The organism is Actinomadura physcomitrii, from assembly GCF_008923205.2.
GTDB classification, from domain to species: domain Bacteria; phylum Actinomycetota; class Actinomycetes; order Streptosporangiales; family Streptosporangiaceae; genus Spirillospora; species Spirillospora physcomitrii.
The window spans coordinates 153876-173580 of the sequence record NZ_WBMS02000001.1 but is presented as its reverse complement, the minus strand read 5'-3'; the positions used below and the strand labels follow the sequence as shown (position 1 = coordinate 173580).

The 19705-nt window shown below is 73.9% G+C and carries 19 protein-coding genes; 12 read left to right on the top strand and 7 right to left on the bottom strand.

Annotated elements, in window-relative coordinates; all coding sequences use genetic code 11:
• Window positions 1-44: 44 nt before the first annotated feature.
• A complete protein-coding gene (locus tag F8568_RS00775) occupies window positions 45-611 on the bottom strand; it encodes an Rv3235 family protein (protein WP_151590109.1) in 567 nt (188 codons plus the stop codon).
• A gap of 231 nt (window positions 612-842) precedes the next feature.
• Here F8568_RS00775 and F8568_RS00770 point away from each other — a divergent pair, with 231 nt between their 5' ends.
• The 3 genes from F8568_RS00770 to F8568_RS00760 all read left to right on the top strand — a co-directional run bounded on the left by F8568_RS00770 (window position 843) and on the right by F8568_RS00760 (window position 2753).
• Window positions 843-1415, top strand: coding sequence for a GntR family transcriptional regulator (locus F8568_RS00770; protein ID WP_151590107.1), 573 nt, complete (start codon window positions 843-845; stop codon window positions 1413-1415).
• A 44-nt stretch (window positions 1416-1459) separates the two neighbouring features.
• Window positions 1460-2131 carry a GntR family transcriptional regulator gene (locus F8568_RS00765; RefSeq protein ID WP_202124341.1) on the top strand — a complete coding sequence of 224 codons (672 nt, stop codon included), beginning with the start codon at window positions 1460-1462 and terminating at the stop codon, window positions 2129-2131.
• A gap of 169 nt (window positions 2132-2300) precedes the next feature.
• The gene (locus F8568_RS00760) at window positions 2301-2753 is read left to right on the top strand and encodes an ATP-binding protein (RefSeq protein ID WP_151590105.1); all 453 of its coding nucleotides are present in this window, start codon (window positions 2301-2303) and stop codon (window positions 2751-2753) included.
• 351 nt (window positions 2754-3104) lie between these two features.
• On the opposite strand, the gene F8568_RS00755 is transcribed toward F8568_RS00760, so the two are convergent.
• Window positions 3105-4493, bottom strand: a complete 1389-nt coding sequence (locus F8568_RS00755) for a PTS transporter subunit EIIC (protein WP_151590103.1) — start codon at window positions 4491-4493, stop codon at window positions 3105-3107.
• 25 nt (window positions 4494-4518) lie between these two features.
• Window positions 4519-5259 (bottom strand): GntR family transcriptional regulator, encoded by a 741-nt coding sequence (locus F8568_RS00750; RefSeq protein ID WP_151590101.1) that lies wholly within the window; start codon window positions 5257-5259, stop codon window positions 4519-4521.
• A gap of 453 nt (window positions 5260-5712) precedes the next feature.
• Here F8568_RS00750 and nagA point away from each other — a divergent pair, with 453 nt between their 5' ends.
• Genes nagA through ptsP form a run of 7 tightly spaced genes read left to right on the top strand, consistent with a single transcriptional unit; the run spans window position 5713 to window position 11272 of the window.
• Entirely contained in the window at window positions 5713-6870 is a 1158-nt protein-coding gene (gene nagA, locus F8568_RS00745; protein ID WP_151590099.1) for an N-acetylglucosamine-6-phosphate deacetylase, read from the top strand.
• The gene (locus F8568_RS00740; RefSeq protein ID WP_151590097.1) at window positions 6867-7907 is read left to right on the top strand and encodes an SIS domain-containing protein; all 1041 of its coding nucleotides are present in this window, start codon (window positions 6867-6869) and stop codon (window positions 7905-7907) included. Before nagA ends, F8568_RS00740 begins: the two co-directional genes overlap by 4 nt.
• 27 nt (window positions 7908-7934) lie before the next feature.
• The gene (locus F8568_RS00735) at window positions 7935-8168 is read left to right on the top strand and encodes a glucose PTS transporter subunit EIIB (RefSeq protein WP_151590095.1); all 234 of its coding nucleotides are present in this window, start codon (window positions 7935-7937) and stop codon (window positions 8166-8168) included.
• A 19-nt stretch (window positions 8169-8187) separates the two neighbouring features.
• On the top strand, window positions 8188-8637 hold the full coding sequence (locus F8568_RS00730) for a PTS sugar transporter subunit IIA (protein WP_151590093.1): 450 nt from the start codon (window positions 8188-8190) through the stop codon (window positions 8635-8637).
• 4 nt (window positions 8638-8641) lie between these two features.
• Window positions 8642-9328, top strand: coding sequence for an HAD family hydrolase (locus tag F8568_RS00725; protein ID WP_151590091.1), 687 nt, complete (start codon window positions 8642-8644; stop codon window positions 9326-9328).
• Window positions 9325-9597 carry an HPr family phosphocarrier protein gene (locus tag F8568_RS00720; RefSeq protein ID WP_151538612.1) on the top strand — a complete coding sequence of 91 codons (273 nt, stop codon included), beginning with the start codon at window positions 9325-9327 and terminating at the stop codon, window positions 9595-9597. The genes F8568_RS00725 and F8568_RS00720 overlap by 4 nt, the downstream gene beginning before the upstream one ends.
• Entirely contained in the window at window positions 9590-11272 is a 1683-nt protein-coding gene (gene ptsP / locus F8568_RS00715) for a phosphoenolpyruvate--protein phosphotransferase (protein ID WP_151590089.1), read from the top strand. The genes F8568_RS00720 and ptsP overlap by 8 nt, the downstream gene beginning before the upstream one ends.
• Before the next feature lie 77 nt (window positions 11273-11349).
• On the opposite strand, the gene F8568_RS00710 is transcribed toward ptsP, so the two are convergent.
• The 4 genes from F8568_RS00710 to F8568_RS00695 form a co-directional block, all read right to left on the bottom strand.
• Window positions 11350-11853: a hypothetical protein gene (locus F8568_RS00710; RefSeq protein WP_151590087.1), complete on the bottom strand. Its 504-nt coding sequence runs from the start codon at window positions 11851-11853 to the stop codon at window positions 11350-11352.
• Window positions 11854-11914: 61 nt separating this feature from the next.
• Entirely contained in the window at window positions 11915-13609 is a 1695-nt protein-coding gene (locus F8568_RS00705; RefSeq protein ID WP_151590085.1) for a glycoside hydrolase family 3 protein, read from the bottom strand.
• Window positions 13610-13749: 140 nt separating this feature from the next.
• Window positions 13750-15999: a transglycosylase domain-containing protein gene (locus F8568_RS00700; RefSeq protein ID WP_151590083.1), complete on the bottom strand. Its 2250-nt coding sequence runs from the start codon at window positions 15997-15999 to the stop codon at window positions 13750-13752.
• Between the two features lie 431 nt (window positions 16000-16430).
• Window positions 16431-17690 (bottom strand): N-acetylglucosamine kinase, encoded by a 1260-nt coding sequence (locus F8568_RS00695; RefSeq protein ID WP_151590597.1) that lies wholly within the window; start codon window positions 17688-17690, stop codon window positions 16431-16433.
• Window positions 17691-17778: 88 nt separating this feature from the next.
• Between F8568_RS00695 and F8568_RS00690 the strand changes: the two genes are divergently transcribed.
• On the top strand, window positions 17779-18741 hold the full coding sequence (locus tag F8568_RS00690) for a MurR/RpiR family transcriptional regulator (protein ID WP_202124339.1): 963 nt from the start codon (window positions 17779-17781) through the stop codon (window positions 18739-18741).
• Window positions 18738-19634 carry an N-acetylmuramic acid 6-phosphate etherase gene (locus F8568_RS00685; protein ID WP_151590081.1) on the top strand — a complete coding sequence of 299 codons (897 nt, stop codon included), beginning with the start codon at window positions 18738-18740 and terminating at the stop codon, window positions 19632-19634. Before F8568_RS00690 ends, F8568_RS00685 begins: the two co-directional genes overlap by 4 nt.
• Window positions 19635-19705 lie beyond the last annotated feature (71 nt).

The window sequence follows — 19705 nt, the reverse complement described above, 5'->3', positions numbered from 1 at the left end:
GCGAGGCGGCCTTCCGGACGTCCGGGAGGCCGCCTCGCCGCATGTCAGGGCGCGGTGGTCTCGACGGCGGTGCAGCGCCACCGTCCGCGCAGGTGCTGGAGGCGCAGCGCGACGGCGTGCACGCGTCCTCCCACGACGACGACGGCGGACGTCTCGGCGACCGAGGGGGACGGCCGCTGGACGCGGCTGGACAGCACCCGCGGCGGGACGATCCGCCGCCCGTCCGGCACGGCCCGGCGATGCGGCGCCAGGCCCCGGCACACCGCGGGCGTGGCGACCAGGGACAGCTGGTGCGGCGGACGGGTCCCGGCCAGCACCTCGACGACGATCCGCAGCGTCGCGTCCGCGACGGCCCGGACCTCGGCGTCCACCCCGTCACCGGGCCGCACCACCCGCAGGGGCCCCGGCGCCGCTCGACGGAGCGGCCGCACAACGCTGCCCGGCGGCGCCTCCGGCTTCTGCTCGGACGCGGCGGGCCGACGCCTCGCGCCCGTCTGGACGGGGTCGAGCGCCAGTGCACCGTCCGTCCGCTGTGACGGGACGGCGCGTGGCGGTACGGCGCGGTAGGGGACGACTCGGACCGCAGGACGCTTGGCTGGACGGTGACGCATCGAGAGCCTCCCGACTCGTTTTTGAACTGGAGTCGCGAGGCTGCGAATAAATACGTCCATGGCCGACTGCGGCCACTTGCGCTGGGCCGAGCGTCCGCTCGACGCCTCGTCGTGGCCGCCGTGGGGGCTGCCGGCTGTTCACGGGCCCTGTGCGGCGCGCGCCGCAGCGGTACCTACCGTTGCGGCGCATGATCGGCAAGTCGGCTCTTAAGAGAGTCGAGCGCGTCCATAATGAAAATCGCGAGAAGTTCTAGGACGCGAAGGGTGAGTGTCGTGTGGGTTGTGAGTTCGCTTCCCTACCTGTCCCCCCGACAGGAGGGCCAAGGTGACGCCTGGTCAGAGGAGGCTGCGCAGGCCGGCCGGGTAGGCACGCAGCGGTTGCGGGATGTATCGGCAGAGGTCCCGCCTTCGGACGTGGCTTCGGCGCTGGGCCTGGAGTCGGGTGCTGTTGCGGTGGTGCGCCGCAGGGCGATGCTGCTGGACGGAGAGCCCGTCGAACTGACGGACTCGTGGTACCCGATGGAGGTCGCGGGCGGGACCGCTCTGGCCGATACCGGGAAGATCAAGGGTGGCGCCGTGACCTTGCTTGCGAACCTGGGCTACCGGGTGCATGAGGCGCGAGAGGACATCGCGTTCCGGGGCGCGACCGGCGATGAGGCGGCCGAGTTGGCATCGCCGGTTGGGACGCCTGTGATCGTTTTGTCTCGGACGTGCTTGAACGCGGAAGGAGCGCCGTTCGAAGCGTCGGTCATGGTGATGCTCGCGGAAGGCCGTCACCTGCGGTATCGGCTGGTCGCGGGTTGACGACGTTGACGCGACGCGCAGATGGCCGGCCGCCGTATGAGCAGATGGCAGCGGAAGTGCGGGCTCGGATCATGGCTGGGGACCTGGCGCCGGGAACGCAACTGCCCTCCACGGCGCATCTGGTCGCGGAGTTCGGCGTCTCCAACACGACAGTGCAGAAGGCGCTTGCGGTACTCAAGGCTGAGGGCTACCTGTCGAGCCGTCAGGGCAAGGGCGTGTACGTCCGCGACCGCCAGCCGTTCCGCGTAGAGGTCGGGGCCTACTTCGCACCGGCCCCTGGCGGGTACTCCTACGAACTGTTGGAGGTTGGGGAGGTTCCGGCCCCGAGCGCGGTCGCTGCTGGGTTCGGCATCGCGGACGGCGATCGGGTGTTGCTACGGCGCCGCCTGCTACGCCACGGTGGTCGGCCCGTTGAAGTCGAGTGGTCGTACTACCCGCTGGAGTTGGCAAGCGGGACCGAGCTTGCCGGGTCGCAGAGAATCCCCGGCGGCGCACACCGTGTGCTCGCTGACCTGGGCTATGACGTGCTGCACTTCGCGGATGCGGTCTCGTCGCGGATGCCGACCAGCGAAGAGGTCGACCTCCTCGTCCTGCCTGAGGTCCCGGTGATCCGGCAGTTCCGCGTGGCCTACTCCCACGACGACCGGCCCGTGGAGGTCTCGGTGCTGGTCAAGGGCTCTCACCTGTACGAACTCGTCTATCGAATGCCTGCCTGACCACCTGGGCTCGTTCTCGCCGCGCTCTGGTGCCGCTCCTTCGTGCGAACCACTTGTGTGCTTATCGCGATATCCATTAAAGTCGCGCTGGTAGGGCGACCGGAGGTGATCGCAGTGGTCTCGTTCAAGACGGCACCGGAGGGTCCGGCGATGCTCGGGGGTGGGTCCGGTGAGCGCCGACGTGGTGGCGGCGTCGAATCTGCTGGATCACTCGTTCTTGGCGGCTCCGACCGCTGTGGGCGAGGTCCGGACGCTGCTGGGGCCGCGGCTGGCGTCGTGGCGCATGGTGGCTCGTGAGTCGGACGTGTTCCTGATCGCGGCTGAGCTGGTGACGAACGCGATGGCGGTCGCGCCGGACGGGCGGGTCCGGGTGCAGTGCTGGCGGGAGGGGCCGGGGCTGGTGCTGCGGGTGTGGGACGGGTCGGATGAGCGACCGATCGCCCGGCCGGTGGCGGCTTTGACGCTGGCGGACATCGAGCCGGACGCGAAAGCCCTGGACCCCGGCCACGACGACGGTACCGGCGGGTGGGGCCTGCCGATCGTGGCGGCGTTGTCGCTGCGGTGCGGGGTGGATCCGACGCCGCCGCACGGCAAGTGGGTGTGGTCGGTGGTCGCGTGCTGAGGACGCGCGCACGTCGGGGGACCGAGATGGGAGGCGGTGGTCGATCGATGGTGATCGAGAGTTCGCGTCCGGCACGGGTCGGGGCGTGGTGGCGGACCCTGCGGGGGCGCGACACGGCGGCGCGGCACCTGGACCGGTTGGCGCTCGCCGCGGAGCGGCGGGGGTATCGGGGGGCGAAGCTGTACCGGGACCGCTGCTCGGCGCTGCCCGTTCCGGCGCTGCTGTTCTTCGCCCGGGGACCGCAAGAGGACGTGTGGGTCCTGGTGACGGCGAGGGCCGTACTGGGCGGGGGGTCGGCGGCGGGCGCCCCGCTGGGGGCGGCCCGCCGCCGTCGAGGGGGCGTGGCGCAGGTCAGGTCGTGGTCGGGGAGTCGGCCGGTTCGGCCTCCCGGGCGGTGGCCTGCTTGCGGCGGCGGGGCGCCTTCTTCTCGCCGCCCGCCAGTTCCGGGTTCGAGCCCGGGTCGGCGGCGACGGACTCCACGTCCTCCGGTTCGCGTCCCGGAGTCGCGAAGTCGAACTTCACGATCAGGAATTTGAACAGGAAGTAGTAGATGACGAAATAGAGGATTCCCATGCCGGTGATCAGCGGCAGGCCCTTGGTGTTGTCCTTCGACGCGTTCAGCAGCATGTCGATTCCGCCCGCCGAGAAGCCGAAGCCGAGCTGGGCGCCGGCCGCGTTGAGGATCGCCATCGACACGCCGGTGAGGACGACGTGCACCGCGTACAGCACGGGCGCGACGAACATGAACGCGAACTCGATCGGCTCGGTGACGCCGGTGACGAACGCGGTGAGCGCGGCGGAGATCATGATGCCGCCGACCGCGGAGCGGCGGTGCGGGGGCGCGGCGCGCCACATCGCGAGCGCGGCGCCGGGCAGGCCGAACATCAGCACGGGGAAGAACCCGGCGAGGAAGCCGCCCGAGTGCGGGTCGCCGGCGAGGTACCGGTTGATCTCGCCGTGGACGACGCCGTCCGGGCCGTTGTAGGAGCCGAACACGAACCAGATGAGCGAGTTCGGGATGTGGTGCAGGCCGAACGGCAGCAGCAGGCGGTTGACGACGCCGTAGATGCCGGCGCCCGCGGCGCCCGCGCCGGTGATCCAGTTGCCGAAGTCGGTGAGCCAGCCGCCGAACACCGGCCAGATGAAGCCGATCAGCACGCCGAGGACCAGCGCGGCGAGCGCGGTGACGATCGGGACGAACCGGCGGCCGCCGAAGAACGCCAGGTAGGTGGGCAGCTTGACGCGGTAGAAGCGCTGGTAGAGCAGTGCGGCGACGACGCCGATGAGGATGCCGCCGAGCACGTCGGTCGGGTTCTTGGCGCCGAAGTCGATGGCCGGCGCCGCGGTCCCGTCGGTCACCTTGGTGATCAGCACCTGGCCCTTGAGGTCGGCCGAGTGCGAGAACATGATCTTGGTGACCTGGTCGAAGACCAGGTAGCCGACGACGGCGGCGAGCGCGGTGGAGCCGTCGGACTTCTTGGCGAAGCCGATCGCGACGCCGACCGCGAACAGCAGCGGCAGGTGGTCGAACAGGGCCTGGCCGGCGCCGCCGACGACCTCGGCGACCCGGATCCAGCCGAGGCCGTCCTTGCCGAGCATGTCCGGCTGGCCGAAGCGGAGCAGCAGCGCGGCGGCGGGCAGCACGGCGATCGGCAGCATGAGGCTGCGGCCGATCCGCTGCAGCACCGCGAGGGCGCGCGACCCCCGCCGCGGCGCGGCGTCCACGGTGGTCGAAGTCATCGGGATGTTCCTCCTCGAAGTCGTGTCAGGAGTGCGGCGGGGGATTTCCGAGTGCCGTGTGGATCTGGTAGCGGTCCGCCCGGTAGGTGGACACGCCCAGTTCGGCGCAGACGCCTCCGGTGTAGGAGCGGCGCTGCAGGAGCAGCACGGCGCTGCCCTTGGGGATCTGGAGGTGCTTGGCGTCGGCGGCGTCCGCCAGGCTGGCGTCGATGGTCTGGTCGCCGGCGTCGAAGACCAGCCCGTACACCGCTTCGAGGACGCCGTACAGGGACCGGTCGGCGAGCCGGCGGTCCAGCAGGTCGGGGGCGAGCGAGGCGAGGATGTGCGCGCGTTCGAGCGCCATCGGGTCGCCGTCGGCGGTGCGCAGCCGCTCGATGATGTGGATCTCGGTGCCGGGCTCGACCTCGAAGATCCGGGCCAGCCGGGCGTCGGCGGGGACGGTGCGGCGGTCCAGGTCGACGGCGCCGGGCCGCAGCCCGCGCGCGAGCATGTCCTCGGTGAACGAGACGAGCCGCAACGGCATCTCGATCTTGGGCCGGGCGACGAAGGTGCCCTTGCCGGGGACGCGGTACAGCCGCCCCTCCGACACGAGCTGGTCGACGCCCTGCCGGACGGTCATGCGGGACAGCCCGTACCGCACGCACAGCTCGCGCTCCGAGGGGATCGGGGCGTCGACGGGCAGCTCGGCGCTCTCGATGAGGTCGAGCAGGATGGCGCGCAGCTGGAAGTACTTCGGGACGGGGCTGTGCGGATCGATGGTCGTCACTGGGGGTGTCCTCGATGGCCTCTGCGGCCGTATCGACGGGATTGACGGGAAGAATGGGGGTGACGCGGGACTCGACTTGGTTAGTACTGGTCTAGGCCGGACTAGACCACATGATGGAAAGCCATGTCAATGCTGGGAACCGTAACGACCGGGTCACGGGCCCGGGGGGTCAAGATCAGCTGAACGTGCAGGTCAGGGCTCATGTGGCGGGCTCCGGCCGGGCGTCCGGGCGGGCCTGCGGCGGAGCCTCCCCGGCCGGCGTCGGGGCGCGGCCGATCCGGCGCGGCGCCGCGAACGTTCGCGACCAAGGGTCCCGGGCCGATCCCGGATGAGTTCGGGCCGACATCTTCAGCTCCATCCGATTCGTGGAGTATGGTGCGTACTGGTCTAGTCCGGACTAGACCAGTTCGCCGCGCAGGCGGCGGCCGGTCGCATCACGGAGAGTGCACCCCCATGGCATCACTGCTGATCACCGCGGAGCGCGTGATCATGACCCCCGCGGACGGTCCTACCCGCGTCGTCTCCCCGGGATACGTCCGCGTCGAGGACGGTGTCATCACCGATGCGGGCGAGGGCGCCCCGCCCGGCGCCGACGTGCGCCTGGCCGACGGGCTGCTCGCCCCCGGCCTGGTCGACCTCCAGGTCAACGGGTACTTCGGGCACGACATGGTGGACGCCGACGAGGCCGGCTGGCGCGAGGTCGTCACCCGGCTCCCCGAGACGGGCGTGACCGCGTTCCTGCCCACGTTCATCACCGCGCCCGTCGCGGCGCAGGCCGAGGCGCTGCGCCGCACCCGCGCCCTGCTGCCGAAGCTGCCGTCCGGCGCCCGCGTGCTCGGCGTCCACCTGGAGGGGCCGTTCCTCTCCGAGAAGCGCAAGGGCGCGCACAACGCCGCGCACCTCACCGACCCGACGCCCGAAGCGGTCGAGACGCTGCTGGAGACCGGGCTGGTCAAGCTCGTCACCCTCGCGCCCGAGCGGAACGGCGCGCTCGCCGCGATCCGCCGCCTCACCGAGGCCGGCGTGCTGGTCAGCGTCGGGCACAGCGACGCGACCGCCGCGCGGACCGCCGAAGCGGCCGACGCCGGCGCCCGCAAGGTCACCCACATCTTCAACGCGCAGAGCGGCGTCCACCACCGCGACCCCGGCGTCGCCGTCCAGGCGCTCATCGACGACCGGCTGCACCCCGGCCTCATCCTCGACCTGCACCACGTCGGCCCGGAGGCGGCGCGGCTGGTGTTCCGCGCCGCCGCCGGGCGCGTCGTGCTCGTCACCGACGCCGCGTCCGCCGCCGGGATGCCGCCCGGCACCTACGAGCTGGGCGGCGAGCCCATCACCATGCCCGAGCAGGGGCCGCCGCTGCGCGCCGACGGCACCATCGCCGGGTCCGGCCTGCGCCTCGACGAGGCGGTCGGCAACGCGATCGGCCTCGGCCTCGACCCGGCCGCCGCGGTCGACGCCGCCACCCGCGTCCCGGCCGACCTCATCGGCCGCCCCGACCTCGGCCGCATCGCGCCCGGCGCGGCCGCCGACCTGGTCCACCTCGGGCCGGACCACCGGGCGCGTACGACCTGGATCAACGGGCAGGAACTCTTCGGAGGCAGATCATGACCAGTCAGATGCGCGCCGAGATCGGTGAGCAGCCGGACGCGCTGCGCCGGACGATCGACGCGCTGCTGCCGCGCACGCCCGACATCGCGGCGCTGGCCCGCGAGACGCGGCAGGTGCTGTTCATCGCGCGCGGCTCGTCCGACAACGCCGCCGTGTACGGCCGCTACCTGGTGGAGTCGCACGCCGGGCGGCTCGGCACCCTCGCCGCCCCGTCCGTCGCGACGACCTACAAGCGGCGCCTCGACCTGTCCGGCGTGCTCGCCGTCGCGATCAGCCAGTCCGGCAAGACCGAGGAGATCGTCGAGACGCTCGACTGGGCGCGCGGCTGCGGCGCCCGCACCGTCGCCGTCACCAACGGCGCCGGGTCGCCGCTGGCGGAGGCCGCCGAGGTCGCGCTGGTCACCGAGGCCGGCGACGAGATCGCCGTGCCCGCCACCAAGACCTACACCACCCAGCTCGCCGCGCTGTCGGTGCTCGGCCTCGGGCTCGGCGCCGACGTCGTGGTCGACGACCTGCGCCGCGTCCCCGACGAGGTCGCGCGGATGATCGCCGAGACCGAGGCGTCCCCCGCGCTGCCCGAGATCGTCGAGGAGCTGGCGCGGGTCCCCGGCGCGGTCGTGTCCGGGCGCGGCATCGCGTTCGGCACCGCGCTGGAGCTCGCCCTGAAGATCAAGGAGGCGTGCTACCTGCACGCCATGGGCCTGTCCTACGCCGACCTGCTGCACGGCCCGATCGCCGTGGTCGACGCGCAGACCCCCGCGCTGCTGGTCGCGGCCGGCTCCGGGCCGACGCTTTCCGGCACGATCGCGCTGGCGCGCCGCGTCGAGAGCGCCGGCGCCAAGGCGTTCGGCGTCGGCGGCGGCGACGGCCTCGCCGCCGCCTGCACGGCCGCGCTGCCCGGCCCCGGCCTGCCCGAATGGGTCGCGCCGCCGGCCCTCATCGTCCCCGGCCAGATCATGGTCGAGAACCTGGCCCGCCGGCTCGGCGTCGACCCCGACGTCCCGCGCGGCCTCAACAAGGTCACCCAGACGGACTGACCGGACGCACCGAGAGAAGAGAACGACATGGACAAGGCCGAGGCCATCGTCGCCGCGCTGGGCGGCGCCGACAACATCGTGGACATCGAGCCCTGCGCGACCCGGCTGCGCACGGAGGTCTCCGACGGCGGCAAGGTCGACGAGGCGGCGCTGAAGAAGGCGGGCGCGTTCGGCGTCATGCGCAGCGGCACCGTCGTGCAGGTCGTCGTCGGCCCGGAGGCCGACACCATCGCCAGCGACATCGAGGACATCCTCGACTGACCCGAAGGAACCCCCGCTCATGACCCGAGTACTGTCACCGGTCGCCGGCCGGGTGGTCGGCCTCGCCGGCGTCCCGGACCCGGTGTTCGCCCAGGCCATGGTCGGCCCGGGCACCGCCGTCGATCCCGAGCGCGGCCCCGGACACGCCATCGCCCCCGTCACCGGCACGATCGTCAAGCTGCACCCGCACGCCTACGTGGTGGTGGACGAGGAGGGGCACGGCGTCCTCGTGCACCTCGGCATCGACACCGTCAAGCTGAAGGGCCAGGGGTTCGAGCTGCTGGTCGCCGAGGGCGACCAGGTCACCGCCGGCCAGCGGGTCGTCGCCTGGGACCCCGCCGTCATCGAGGCGGGCGGCCGCTCGCCGATCTGCGCCGTGGTGGCGCTGGACGCCGGCGCCGACGCGCTGTCGGACGTCGTCGAGACGGGCGAGGTCGTCAAGGGGGCCGAGCTGTTCACATGGAGCTGACCGGATGGCGCTGATCGGCCTGCGCGCGGCGGTGTTCGACCTCGACGGCACCCTCATGGACACCGAGCCGCGCAACCGGGTGATGTGGTCGCGGCTGTTCGAGGCGCACGGTGTGCCGTACGACGACGCGCTGATCTCCTCGTTCGCGGGGCGCCGCGGCATCGAGGTGCTGGAGGACCTGGCGCACCTGTTCCCGGGCCGCACCGCCGAGGAGCTGTTCGAGCAGGCGGTGTCGTACGAGACCGCGGACGGCGGCGTCCCCGAGGACGTGCCCGTCGCGGGGGCCGTCGAACTGGTGCGGTCGCTGGCGGACGCGGGCGTCCCGCTGGCGGTCGTCACGTCGGGGCAGCGCCCCTACGCCGAGCGGCTGCTGGCCGCGCTGGGCGTCCGCGACCTGATGGACATCGTGGTGACCGCCGGGGACGTCATCACCGGCAAGCCGCACCCGGAGGGGTACCTGGCCGCCGCGCGCGACCTCGGCGTCCCGCCGGGCGGGGCGGTCGGGTTCGAGGACGCGCCGGCGGGCGTCGCGGCCGTGAAGGCGGCCGGGATGACCTGCGTCGGCGTCGCCACCACCCAGCCGGCGGCGGCGCTCGCCGAGGCGGACCACGTGGTCGCGGACCTGAAGGAAGTCAATGTCGAGCCGGGCCCCGCGCTGCGGGTGCGCGGCGCCGCAAGGGAGATTCTGTGAGCGAGCGCAACGTCAAGATCGAGTCCAGGGTGGGGCTGCACGCGCGGCCGGCCGCGCTGTTCGTCCAGACCGCGGCCAAGGCCCCGATGGACGTGACCGTGGCCAAGCGCGGCGGCTCGCCCGTCAACGCCAAGAGCATCCTCGCGGTGCTCGGCATGGACGCCCGGCACGGCGAGGAGGTCGTGCTGTCCGCCGACGGCGAGGGCGCCGACGAGCTGCTGGACAGCCTGGAGGCGCTGCTGTCCACGCCGGAGCCGGAAGGTGCCTGAGGTCCTGCGCGGCGCGGGCGTCAGCCCGGGGGTGGGCGCCGGGCCGGTGCGGCGCATCGCCGGCGCGGTGCCGGAGCCGGACGCCGCCTCCCGGCACGGCGGCGACGCGGCGGCCGAACGGGACGGCGCGCTCGCCGCGCTGGAAGCCGTCGCCGCCGACCTTGAGGAGCGCGGCGCGCGCGCGGCGGCGGCCGGCAACACTGACGGCCGGGACGTGCTGAACGCGCAGGCGCTCATGGCCCGCGACCCCGGCCTCGCCGAGGGCGTCACCGCCAAGATCGGGGAGGGCACGGCCGCGGCCCGCGCCGTGTTCGAGGCGTTCGGGGTGTACCGGGAGATGCTCGCCGGGGCGGGGGAGTACATGGCCGCCCGGGTCAGCGACCTCGACGACATCCGGGACCGCGCGATCGCCCGCCTCCTCGACCTGCCGATGCCCGGCGTGCCGGAGTCCGACGAGCCGTTCGTGCTGGTCGCGCGGGACCTCGCGCCCGCCGACACCGCGGTCCTCGATCCGGCGCAGGTCGTCGCGTTCGTCACCGAGGAGGGCGGCCCGACCAGCCACACCGCGATCCTCGCCCGCACGATGGGCGTGCCCGCCGTGGTGGCGCTGCCGGGCGCGACGGACCTCGCCGACGGCACCCGCGTCCTCGTGGACGGCTCCGCCGGGACCGTCCGGCTCGACCCGTCCGAGGCGGAGGTCGCCGCGGCGCTCGCCGCGGGCGCGGCCCGCGACTCCGCGCTCGCGGAGACGTCCGGGCCGGGCGCGACGAAGGACGGGCACGCGGTTCCGCTGCTGGCGAACGTCGGCGGCCCGAAGGACCTGGACGCCGCGCTGGCGAACGGCGCGGAGGGCGTCGGCCTGTACCGCACCGAGTTCCTGTTCCTCGACCGTTCGGCGCCCCCGTCCGACGACGAGCAGGTGGACGCCTACCGCAGGGTGCTGGAGGCGTTCCCGGAGGGCCGCGTCGTCGTCCGGACGCTCGACGCCGGCGCCGACAAGCCCCTGGCGTTCCTCCCGCCCCCCGGCGAGGAGCCGAACCCGGCGCTCGGCGAGCGCGGGCTGCGGATGGCGCGCCGGCACCCGGACGTGCTGGCCGCCCAGCTCGCCGCGCTCGCCCGCGCCGCCGCCGGGCTCAGCGTGAAGCTGCAGGTCATGGCCCCGATGGTGACGGACGCGGCGGAGGCCGCGTTCTTCGCCGGAGCCTGCCGGGACGCCGGCATCGAGCACCCCGGCGTCATGATCGAGGTGCCCGCCGCCGCGCTGCGCGCCCGCGACCTCGCCCCGGAGGTCGAGTTCTTCAGCATCGGCACCAACGACCTGACCCAGTACGCGTGCGCGGCCGACCGGCAGGTCGGCGGCCTCGCGCATCTGCAGGACCCGTGGCAGCCCGCCGTGCTCGACCTGGTCGCCCCCGCGGCCGCGGCGGGCGTCCCGTGCGGGGTGTGCGGCGAGGCCGCCGCCGACCCGGCGCTCGCCTGCGTCCTGGTCGGGCTCGGCGTGACGTCGCTGTCGATGAGCGCCCCGTCCCTCCCGCTCGTCCGGGCCGCGCTGGCCCGGCACACGCTGGAGGAGTGCCGCCGCGCCGCCGAGGCGGCCCGCGGCGCCCGCTCCGCGGAGCAGGCGCGCGAGGCGGCCCGCTCCCACCTGCCGGGCCTGGCGGAGCTCGGTATTTGAACGCGCTCGCGGCGGGTCGTCGGGGTGGGCGGCCCGTCGCGAGCGTTACCTCCGCATGCCTGCTGAGGGCGCGTCCGTCAGCCGGCGATGAGCCAGCGGGCGCCGGTCTTGCGGAGGGTGAACTTCGCGGCCAGGACGCCGCCGGGACGCGCCGGGTCGCCCTTCCACTTCAGATCGCCGAACGCGACCGTGTACTCGCCCTCGTCCGGCCCGTCGTCGCAGGTCGGGACGGTCACGCCGCGCAGCGCGGCCAGGTCGGCGGGACGCAGCTTCGCGCGGGCCGCGGCGAGCCCGCCGGACTTGCAGCCGCCCGCGCGGCCGAACGCCGCCCGGTCGTAGGCGGGGGCCAGCAGGCCGCAGACCTTGACATTTCCGGCGGCGACGCCGCGCAGGAACTTGTAGAGCACCAGCCGCGCCGGGAGGCTGTCCTTGGCCGGGGCGGTCAGGTCGACGAGCCGGGAGTCGCCCGGTTCCGGCGTCAGCGGCGGCATCCCCGCCTCCTGCTTTCCGCCGCAGGCGCCGAGGCCGAGGGCCAGCGCGGGCAGCAGGGACAGAGCGGGCAGGAACGGACGAACGCGCACGGGGACCTCCCGGGGGTGCGAAGGCGGGCCGATCTTCCCAGCCCGCGGGGCCCCGCGTCCATCAATACGACAAGCCGTGACCAACGGGTTGCCCGCCCGCCGGCACCGGCAGCCTCCCGACCGGTTTCACCGCGCCGGACAGCACCCCGGCGAGCGCGCCGATCGACGTCGCGCCGGAGGAGTACGTCGCGAGCGCCGCTGCGGCGCCGTCGGCGTGATCGAGGTCGTAGGGGCGGCCGAGCGCCGCGACCACGACCGGCTTGGACGCCAGCGCGCGGACCCGCGCGGCGGTCGCCGTCCCGGCGTTCACGGTGGTCAGCACGTGGACGTCGGCGGCGCCGGGCGCGGCCGTCGCGACGCCCCGCTCGCGCAGCGCGGCGCCGAGCGCGGCGCTGTCCGGCCCGGTGACGCTGACCTTCCTGCCCTTCAGCGGCAGCAGGCCGCGGTCGTTGCGGACGAGCGTGACGGCGTGCTCGGCGACGCGCCGCGCGGTCGCCTTCTGCTGCGCCGTGCCGATCCGTTCGGCAGCCTTCGCCGGGTCGGCGGGCGGCGCCTTGAACAGCCCCCGCTTCTGCTTGAGGTCGAGGATCCGGGTGACGGACTCGTCCAGCCGCTGCTGCGTGATCTTCCCGCTCTGGACGGCCGCCAGCACCGCGTTGTAGGCCTTCGACAGGCTCGGCGGCATCAGCAGCTGGTCGGCGCCCGCGTTGATCGCCCGGACGGGCACGACCGCGTCCCCGTACTTCTCCCGGACGCCCGCCATCTGCAGCGAGTCCGTGGTGATCACGCCCTTGTAGCCGAGGTCGCCGCGCAGCAGCCCGGTCAGCACGGTCTTCGACAGCGTGGACGGGTCGCCCGACTTGTCGAGCCCCGGCACCACGATGTGCGCCGTCATGATCAGGTCGACGCCGGCGGCGATCGCGGCCTGGAACGGCGGCGCGTCCAGCTTGCGCCACCGCTCCGCCGAGTGGGTGATCACCGGCAGGCCGGTGTGGCTGTCGGTGGCGGTGTCGCCGTGCCCGGGGAAGTGCTTGGCGGTCGCGGCGACCCCGGCGCCCTGGTACCCGGCGATCGCCGCGCTGAGCAGCGGCGACACCCGCGCCGGGTCGGAGCCGAACGAGCGCAGCCCGATCACCGGGTTGCGCGGGTTCACGTTGACGTCGGCGTCCGGCGCGTAGTCCAGGTTGATCCCGACGGCGCGCAGCTCGGTGCCGGTGACCTGCGCGGCGGCGCGCGCGTCGGCGGCGCTGCGCGTCGCGCCGAGCGCCATGTTGCCGGGGAAGCGGGTGATGAACGGCGTCCGCGACACGATGCCCTGCTCCTCGTCCACGCCGAGCAGCAGCGGGACCCTGGACGCCTTCTGCAGCGCGTTCGACTGCTCGGCGGTCGCGGCGGGCGAGCCGAAGTTCTCCGGGAAGTAGATGAACCCGCCGACGTGGTACTTGCGGATGATCGCCAGGGCGCTCGCGCGGCTGGAGAACGTCGGCACGAACAGCTGCCCGACCTTCTCGCGCAGGCTCATCTTCGCGACGTAGCCGGGGACCCACGCGTCCGGGGACTTGGTCACGGGCGCCTTCTTCCCGGACGGGCCGGACGCGCCGGGGGCGCCGTGCCGCGCGGACGGGCCCTTCGCGCCGTCGCCGCCGCCCCCTCCGCAGCCGGCCAGCGGCAGCACCAGCGCGAGCGCCAGCGCAGCGCGCCTTCGCCGGGGCCGCCGGGCGGCTCCGGCCGATCGCGAACGGTCATCCGCGGACATCAATGGCACGCACCTGACCAGGCCCCCCGACATGGTCGTCTGCTCGCATCGGACGGGGCGACGTTAACCGCTCGCCGCCGCCCTGTCGACTCGCGGCGCCGCCGCCTGTCGACTCGCGGCGCCGGACGCCCGCCGCCCGGTCACGTCCCGGTGCACACCTTCGCGTCCTCGTTGCCGGGCTTCGCGCACCACTTCTTGCGGGTCCGCGCGTCGGCGGGCGCGCCGGACGAGCCGTCCGGATCGGGTGCGCGCGTCGGCGCCGTCGGGGCGCCGGCCGAGGGCGATCCGCGTCCGGCCGCCGGGCCGTCCGGCCCCTTCTTCCCGGCCATGTTCTTGAGCGTGTCGTCCCAGTCGGGGGCGGTGCCGGTGAACGCCGGCTCGGCGAACGGCTCCGCCGGCATGCCGCGCGTGGCCTTCGCCATGAACGCGTGCCACACCGAGGACGGCACGTCCTCCCCGGCGACCCGTCCGGGATGTCCGGCCAGCCCCTCGAGCGGACCGGGCTGCGCGCGCGTCATCACCACGGCCGCCGACACCTGCGGGACGTACCCGACGAACCAGGCAGCATGGTTGTCGTCGGACGTGCCGGTCTTGCCCGCGGCGTCGCGGTCCGCCAGTGCGGCCTTGCGCCCCGTCCCGCCGGTGACGACCGCGCGCATCGCGTACGTCGCCTGCGCCGCCTGCTCGTCGGTCAGGACGCGGTCGCCCGGCCGGTCCCACGGCAGCGGCACGCGCCGCCCGCGCGCGTCGACGACCCTGGTGACCAGGTGCGGGGTGACAGCGGTGCCGCCGTTGGCGAACGCCGCGTACCCCGCCGCCTGCACGGCCGCCGACACGTTCGCGATGCCGAGCGCGAGCCCCGCCTGGCCCTTGTACGGGCGCAGCGCCGACTCCGGCACCCCGAACCGCCGCGCCGTCTCCGCCACGTTCGCGACGCCGGTCTTCAGCGCCGCCTTCACGAACCCGGTGTTCACCGATAATTCCGTCGCTTTGACCAGGTCGATCGTCCCCAGAGAGCCGATCTTCTCGTCGTTGGAGACCTTGTAGCCCGGCGCGGTCATCGGCGTGACGCTGCCGTCCGGCGCGAACCGCAGCGGCGACTTGCCCGGCACCTTCGTCCGGACGTTGTAGCCGCGGCGCAGCGCGGCGGCCAGCACGTACGGCTTGAACGTCGACGCCGCCTGCGCGACCGGCTCGAACACCGAGTCGTACACGCCGCGCTTCGGGTCGCCGGAGTAGAACGCCCTGACCGCGCCGTTGGCGGGGTCCACCGCGACGAGCCCCGCGCGCACGTCCTTCGGCCACTGCGGCTCGTGCGCGCGCCGCATGGCCTCCTCCGCGTACGCCATCCAGCGCGGGTCGAGCTCGGTGTAGATCTTCAGGCGGCCGTTCACGACGGCGCTCGCGGGGATGCCGGTGCTCTCCAGCTCGTCGAGCACCCGCTGGCGCGCCAGCAACCCCTGGCCGGACACGCTGACACCGCTCCACTCTTCCTTCGTGCGAGGGAACCGGAGGCGGTCCGCGTCGGCGCGGCCGAGCTTGCCCATCGACACCATGCCGTTGAGCACGTAGTGCCAGCGGGCCTGCAGCGCGCGCGCCGCGTCGCCGTCGCCCTGCGTCCGGAAGTAGCCGGGGCGCTGGATCATCGCGGCGAGCAGCGCGCACTCGGCGACGTCCAGTTGCCACACGTCCTTGTCGAAGTAGGCGCGCGCCGCCGCCTCCACGCCCGACGTCTGCCGACCGAAGTAGACGGTGTTCAGGTACAGGTCGAGGATCTCGTCCTTGGCGCGGTGCCGGTCCAGCTTCAGCGCCACGAAGATCTCCTTGATCTTCCGGGCCGGGGTCCGGTCGCGGCTGAGGCCCTTGAAGTAGTTGCGGGCGAGCTGCTGGGTGATCGTGGACCCGCCCTCGACGTCGCCGCCGGACGCGTCGCGCAGCAGCGCGCGGAACGTGCCGGAGACCGAGACGCCCCGGTTGCGGTAGAAGCCGCGGTCCTCGGCGGCGAGCACCGCCCACCGCAGCCGGTCCGGGATCTGCCCGTGCCGGACGCTCTGCCGGTTCGCGCCCAGCCGGAACAGCGGCGTCCGGCCGTCGGCGTAGTAGACGGTGGAGCCCTCGTCGGTGACGCCGGCCTGCGGCTCGGTCGGGACGGGCGTCCGGGCGTAGCCGATCACGACGGCGGACGCCGCCAGGACGGCCAGCGCGCAGACGCAGGCCAGGGCCCAGCGGACGGCGCGCGGGAAACGGGCGCGGCGGGACGCCCGGGAGCGGCGGTGCCCGCCGGCGCCGCGGCGGAGCGACCGCCGGCCGGCGCGGACGAACCGCCGGACGCTGCGGGACAGGCGGACACGGGCGGCCCGGAGACGGCGCCCTTCGGAAGCGGGGAGCATGCGACCTCGTTCGACGTGGTGTACGGAGTCGGCCGTCGTCCGGGCATCGGCCGGCGCCGTGGCGCGGGCGCGTGCGGAGGCGCACGCGGAAAGCGGCACGGCGCGGCAAGGCGCACGAGCAGTGCGCGGCAGGACGGACCTGCGCGGACGACGCTGCGGAGTGACCGCAGCCCAAATCGGTACAAGCCACGTCTGTGGCCGGTGGTACCACCGGTCACGGTGCCCACGGCACCGTCCCGGCGGATCTTGAGCCACCGTGGTAACAGCTTAATCACGATGGACCCCGGGCCCGCAAGCGGAACGGAAATACGGTGGGGTCCATCGTGATGAGCCGGACGGCTGCGTCGCCGTCGTCTCCGGCCTCTCGGCGGGGTGTCCGGTGGAGTCGGCCACCGGCGGCGCCCGCACGGCCGGGCGGGGCTCGGCCGGGCTCAGCCCGGCAGGGGATGGCCGAGCCGGCGCAGGGCCAGCCCGGCGGCGCCGACGGCGCCGTCGCCCGCGCTGCGCGGCGCCTCGGCGAACCGGTCGCGCAGCCCGGTGCGGACGGCCTCGGCGACGGGGCCCTCGCGCAGCACCGAGCCGTGCATGACGACCGGTGCGCAGGGATCGGACAGGGCCGGGCGCACCGCGTCCACGTCGCGGAGCAGCCACTCCGCGGCCTCGTCGGTGATGCGCCTGGCCACCGGGTCGCCCGCGGCCGCGGCGGCGGCGACCACCGGGCCGAGCCTGCCCAGGGCCGCGGGCGGGCGGCCGTACACCTCCTTGATGATGGCCTGCGCGAGCTGCGGGTTCGGCGCCGTCCCGGGCAGCTCCGGATGGCCCGGGAGGCCCGGCGGCTCCGCGAGCGCCGGACGGCCGGGCGGCTCCGGACGGCCATGGCCGGTGCCCAGCGGCCCGGGCGGACCCGGCGGTCCGGTCGGACCGCCGCCCGGCTGCGGATACGGGGCTTCGGGGATCAGCACGGCGGTGCCCGTGCCGCCCGTCCCGGCGGGCAGCGCCGCGGCCTGCGAGAGCACCGACCCGGGCGCTCCCGCCGCAGCGGGCGCGCCCGCCCCGGACGCGGGCGGGAGCGCGCCCGCCATCGCCAGCGTCCGGTGCCGGGGTCTTCGCCGGGCCGAGTCGATCTCCGCGACCACGGTCGGGCCGAGCAGGGCCCGCGGGACCGAATCGGTCAGCAGCGTCGGCGAGCCGCGGCCGTCGTAGGCGGCGAGCGCCGCCCGGACCGCCTCCTTGCCGAGCCACACCGCCGAACCCTCGTCCCCCACCAGCCAGCCGTAGCCGTCGGCGCGCTGCACGATCGCGCCGTCGCTGATGACCGCGGCGCCGGCGCCCGTGCCGGAGAACACCACGATGCCCTTGGGCTCGCTGGTCCCGGCGGCGAACGCCACGGCGATGTCGGTCACCACGGCGGGCGAGCCGCGCAGCCCGACGGCCTGCCAGGCCCGGCGCGCCGCGGTCACGGCGGCGGGCCGGCCGGCCGAGCCGGCTCCGGCGATCCCGAACACGCCGGTGAGGATGTGGGTACGGTCGAGGTCTCCGAGCGCCTCCTGCAGGGCGGTGGTGAGCGCCCCTGCGGTGTCGCCTCCGGAGTTGGGGTTGGCCCCGGGGCCGGTGCCGGAACCGGCCAGGGCTCCCCCGAGCGTCAGCACAACACAGCGGGTCTTCGTGCCACCCGCGTCTATGCCGACCACGTAAGGACCGGCCAAATGGGTCAACACAGGCCGACCGTAGCCTTTTCTACCGTTGACGTGACATCCTGGCAGTAAGAAACTTTCTTCCATGAGGAAACCCATCGGCCCCGAGCCGGGGAGCACAGGGGAGCCCGGAGCGGCACGGGACGAGCCGGCGCGCAAGGACGGGACGCCGCTCAGCACCGTGGTGCGGGTCCGCTCGCTGCTGCCCTCGCTGCCCCCCGCCGAGCGACGAGTCGCTCAACGCGTCATCGACGACCCCGAAGGGGTCGCCAACTCCACCATCACCGAACTCGCCCAGACCTGTGGCACCTCGGAGACCACCGTCATCAGGTTCTGCCGCGCGATCGGGTTCCATGGTTATCCAGAGCTCCGACTGACCCTCGCCACCGAGGCGGGACGGGCCCAGAGCGCCAGCGGCGGACGGGTCATCGGCAGCGACATCAGCCCCGACGACTCGCTCGAACAGATCGTGGAGAAGGTGACCTTCGCCGATGCCCGCGCCGTCGAGGAGACCGCCGCCCAGCTCGACATCAAGATGCTGGAGCAGGTCGTCGACGCCGTCGTCGCCGCCGACCGCGTCGACGTCTACGGGGTCGGCGCCAGCGCCTTCGTCGCGATGGACTTCCAGCAGAAGCTGCACCGCATCGGGCGCTTCTGCTCCGCCTGGGCCGACGCGCACATCATGCTCACCAGCGCCGCCGTGCTCGGCCCCACCAGCGTGGCGATCGGCATCTCGCACACCGGCGCGACCGTCGAGACCATCGACGCCCTGGAGGTCGCCAAGAGCAACGGCGCCACGACCGTGGCACTGACCAACTTCCCCAAATCCCCCATAGCGGAGGTGGCCGACCTGATCCTCACGACCGCGGCGCGGGAGACGACCTTCCGCTCCGGCGCCACCGCCAGCCGGCTGGCGCAGCTCACGGTGGTCGACTGCGTCTTCGTCGGAGTGGCGCAGCGCACCTACGGGTCTACCCGCAAGGCCCTGGAAGCCACGTTCGAGGCGGTCCGCGGCCGGACCGTGCGACCCGACCGGAGGCGTCGGTGATCGATTGCGAGCTCCCCACCGAGGGCCGGAACCCCCGCACCCTCGACGTCGACACGCTGCCGACCCTGGAGGTGCTGCACCTGATCAACACGGAGGACGCCACCGTCCCGATGGTGGTGGCGGGCGTCCTGCCCGAGGTCGCCCGGCTGGTCGACCTCGCCGTCGACTCGCTGCGCGCGGGCGGCCGCGTGCACTACTTCGGCGCCGGCACGTCCGGCCGGCTCGCGGTCATCGACGCCGCCGAGCTGCCCCCCACGTTCGGCATCTGGGGACGGGTCGTCGCGCACCACGCCGGCGGCCCCGGCGCGCTGTCCCAGGCGATCTCCGACGTCGAGGACGACATGGAGCTCGGCATGCGGGACGCCCGCGAGGTCCAGCCCGGCGACATCGCCATCGGCATCGCCGCCAGCGGCCGCACCCCCTACGTGATCGGCGCGCTGCGCGCCGCCACCGCGGGCGGCGCGCGCACGGCGCTGATCAGTTGCAACCCGCGCACCCCCTACGGGGAGGAAGTGGAGGTGCACATCGGCCTCGCCACCGGACCCGAGGTCATCAGCGGATCGACGCGGATGAAGGCGGGCACCGCGACCAAGCTCGTGCTCAACTCCTTCTCCACCACCCTGATGATCAGGATGGGCCGCACCTACTCCAACCTGATGGTCAGCGTGAACGCGCTGAACTCCAAGCTGCGCGCCCGGCTGGTCCGCATCCTCACCGAGGCCACCGGCATGGACGCGCGAACCTGCGAGAACGCGCTCACCGAGGCGGGCGGCAACACCCGCGTCGCGCTCGTCTCGCTGCTCGGCGAGGTCCCCGCCGCGCGCGCCACGGTGGTCCTGGAGGAGACCGACGGCGGCGTCCGGGAGGCCCTGCAACGCCTCAGATCCGCATAGCAGTGTCTCTACGACCCCGGCCCGAAGGGCTCGGTTAGGCCCCACCGGTCGGACAGTGCGCTCGCGTGGTC

What these genes read in the sequence shown, in the direction of transcription:
- F8568_RS00775 (WP_151590109.1), bottom strand. Translation starts at nt 611, where the DNA reads ATGCGTCACCGTCCAGCCAAGCGTCCTGCGGTCCGAGTCGTCCCCTAC.
- F8568_RS00770 (WP_151590107.1), top strand. Translation starts at nt 843, where the DNA reads ATGAAAATCGCGAGAAGTTCTAGGACGCGAAGGGTGAGTGTCGTGTGG.
- F8568_RS00765 (WP_202124341.1), top strand. Translation starts at nt 1,460, where the DNA reads ATGGCAGCGGAAGTGCGGGCTCGGATCATGGCTGGGGACCTGGCGCCG.
- F8568_RS00755 (WP_151590103.1), bottom strand. Translation starts at nt 4,493, where the DNA reads ATGACTTCGACCACCGTGGACGCCGCGCCGCGGCGGGGGTCGCGCGCC.
- nagA (WP_151590099.1), top strand. Translation starts at nt 5,713, where the DNA reads ATGGCATCACTGCTGATCACCGCGGAGCGCGTGATCATGACCCCCGCG.
- F8568_RS00740 (WP_151590097.1), top strand. Translation starts at nt 6,867, where the DNA reads ATGACCAGTCAGATGCGCGCCGAGATCGGTGAGCAGCCGGACGCGCTG.
- F8568_RS00735 (WP_151590095.1), top strand. Translation starts at nt 7,935, where the DNA reads ATGGACAAGGCCGAGGCCATCGTCGCCGCGCTGGGCGGCGCCGACAAC.
- F8568_RS00730 (WP_151590093.1), top strand. Translation starts at nt 8,188, where the DNA reads ATGACCCGAGTACTGTCACCGGTCGCCGGCCGGGTGGTCGGCCTCGCC.
- F8568_RS00725 (WP_151590091.1), top strand. Translation starts at nt 8,642, where the DNA reads ATGGCGCTGATCGGCCTGCGCGCGGCGGTGTTCGACCTCGACGGCACC.
- F8568_RS00705 (WP_151590085.1), bottom strand. Translation starts at nt 13,609, where the DNA reads ATGTCCGCGGATGACCGTTCGCGATCGGCCGGAGCCGCCCGGCGGCCC.
- F8568_RS00700 (WP_151590083.1), bottom strand. Translation starts at nt 15,999, where the DNA reads ATGCTCCCCGCTTCCGAAGGGCGCCGTCTCCGGGCCGCCCGTGTCCGC.
- F8568_RS00690 (WP_202124339.1), top strand. Translation starts at nt 17,779, where the DNA reads ATGAGGAAACCCATCGGCCCCGAGCCGGGGAGCACAGGGGAGCCCGGA.